This window comes from Geomonas sp., assembly GCF_035254065.1.
Classification (GTDB): Bacteria; Desulfobacterota; Desulfuromonadia; order Geobacterales; family Geobacteraceae; genus Geomonas.
The window spans coordinates 1-2,407 of record NZ_DATFBA010000090.1 but is presented as its reverse complement, the minus strand read 5'-3'; the positions used below and the strand labels follow the sequence as shown (position 1 = coordinate 2,407).

Annotated in this window: 2 protein-coding genes; one reads left to right on the top strand and one right to left on the bottom strand. The window is 64.7% G+C overall.

Translation table 11 applies throughout. The annotated features are described in order from the left end of the window. On the top strand, positions 1 to 1,545 hold a 1,545-nt coding region (locus VJ604_RS04665; protein ID WP_324080218.1), incomplete at its 5' end, for a thiamine pyrophosphate-requiring protein. A gap of 60 nt (positions 1,546 to 1,605) precedes the next feature. On the opposite strand, the gene VJ604_RS04660 is transcribed toward VJ604_RS04665, so the two are convergent. Continuing rightward, the coding region (locus VJ604_RS04660) for an enoyl-CoA hydratase/isomerase family protein (RefSeq protein ID WP_324080217.1) at positions 1,606 to 2,407 on the bottom strand (802 nt) is incomplete at its 5' end.

Genomic DNA, 2,407 nt, shown 5'->3' with positions numbered 1-2,407 from the left:
GAGAACGTGGCGGTGGCGATGGCGCACGGATTTTACCAGGTGACCGGGCGGCCCCAGGCGGTTATGGTGCACGTCAACGTCGGCACCGCCAATGCCCTGAACGGCATCATCAACGCCTCCCGCGACAACATCCCCATGCTGGTCGCCGCCGGCCGCACCCCCTTGACCGAGCAGGGGCAGGCCGGCTCCCGCGATATCTACATCCATTGGTCGCAGGAGTGCTTCGATCAGGCCGGTATGGTGCGCGAGTTCGTGAAATGGGATTACGAGCTGCATTCGGCCGCCCAGTTGCCGGAAGTGGTCGACCGCGCCCTGGAGATCGCCATGGCGGAGCCGCGCGGCCCGGTCTACCTGTCCCTTCCGCGCGAGGTGCTGGCGGAGCCTGTAAATGCTGGCGAGAGCGCTGTTCTCCCCCGGCGCCATACCGGTGGCCGGCTTCATCCCGACCCGGAAGTGATAGATCAGGCGGCCTCCCTGCTGGCTGGTGCGCGCCATCCGCTGATCATAACCACTTCTTCGGGCAGAAATCCGCAGACGGTCGGCCACTTGGTGGAGCTGGCGGAGAGCTTCGCCATCCCGGTCGTCACCTTCAACCCCCGCTACCTCTGCTTCCCGACCGACCACCGGTTCCACCTCGGGTTCACTCCCTATCCCTTGCTGGCCGCAGCCGACCTGATCCTGGTAGTCGACAGCAACGTGCCGTGGTATCCCTCCTTCGGCAATCCCGACCCCAACTCTAAGGTGATCCAGCTCGGTATCGATCCCTTTTACAGCGATTACCCGATCCGGAGCTTCCCGTGCGATCTGGCGATCCAGGCGGACTCGGCAGTGGCCATCCCGCTCCTCACCCAGGCTCTGCGATTCAGGAGGACACTGGCGGAGCCCTGCATAGCGGACCGGGCTGCCAGCCTCACTGAACTGCACCGGAAGCAGCGGGACGACTGGAAAGAGGCGCTCAAGAAAGCCCGGAGCCAGGCACCGCTCGACCCGCGCTGGGTGTCGCATTGCATCGGCGAGATCATGGACGAGGATACCTTGATCTTCAACGAGTACGACCTCGACCAAACCCAGGTGGAACTGACCCGGCCGGGGAGCTTCTTCGGCAACACCTCGGCAGGAGGACTCGGCTGGGGGCTGGGGGCCGCCATCGGCGCCAAGCTGGCCGCTCCGGAAAAGAGCGTCATCTCCACGGTGGGGGACGGGAGCTACCTGTTCGGTAACCCCACCCCCGCGCATTTCGTCTCGCACGCGCTGGGAGCGCCTACCCTGACGGTGATCTTCAACAACGGCACCTGGAACGCGGTGCGGCAGTCGAACCTGGGGATGTATCCGGAAGGTTGGGCGGCGAGGACGGGAAACATGCCGCTCTCCAAGCTGGAGCCGTCGCCGCGCTACGAGATGCTGGTTGCCGCCAGTGAGGGATATGGGGAGCGGGTGGAAAAGCCGGCCGAGGTGCTGCCGGCCCTGCAACGGGCCCTGGCCGCAGTGAGGGAGGAGGGGCGCTCAGCCGTGCTGAACATGATCTGCCAGGTGACGGGGCGGTGAAGGGGACCCATCCTCACCCTGTCCCTCCCCTTGAAGGGGAGGGCTGGGGTGAGGATGGGGTTAGAGTTTGCTGTTCCGTGATACCCAGAACCTCTCCAAATTGGCGATCAACTGCGGGCTGAAGTGGCAGTCACCCTGTACCCGGGCGTAGAGGGCCATGTACTGGCGAAAGAGGTCAAGCGGCTCATCCCCCATCCTGATCGCCTTTCGATTGGCGGCGGCGCTCACCACGCCGGAGCGGGAGGCGTCGGCAGCCATCCGCTCGATGGCGGCGTCCATCTGTTCCGGCTCCACCACCTCGTTGACCAGCGCTCTTCCTTCCGGTGAATCGACCGCGAAATCCCTGTCGAAGAGGACTCCTGCCTGCGTTTGGCGCTCCCCGATGAAGCGGGCGAGCCGCATCGGCGAGACCCCCGGTACGATCCCCTCCTTGCGGGCCGGCAGGTTGCAGTAGGCGCCGCGCTCGGCTATCACGTAGTCCAGCACCAGGAGAATCTGGCACCCCCCGCCGATGGCGAAGCCCTCAACCGCCGCCATCCACGGTTTCTCCAGGGTCGATTCAGGGCCGTCCGGATCGTACTCGTCCCCGGTAAGCCCGCGGTAGAGCTTGTTGACGAAACCCATGTCCCTGGTGATGTAGAACATGAGGGGGAGCTTCCCCTGGTAGAGATGGCTCAGGTTGAGGCCCGAGGAGAAGATGCGGCGGCCGCGGTATTTGGGGTGCTGCACCGGGTTCCCGCGCAAGAGCCCCATCTGGATATCCGGGTCGAGCAGCACCAGGTCGGTGGCGATCTCCAGCGGCATCCTTGTTGAGTCATCCTCAGCGTTGAGGTACTGGATGTTGTTGAAATAGACGCAGCCC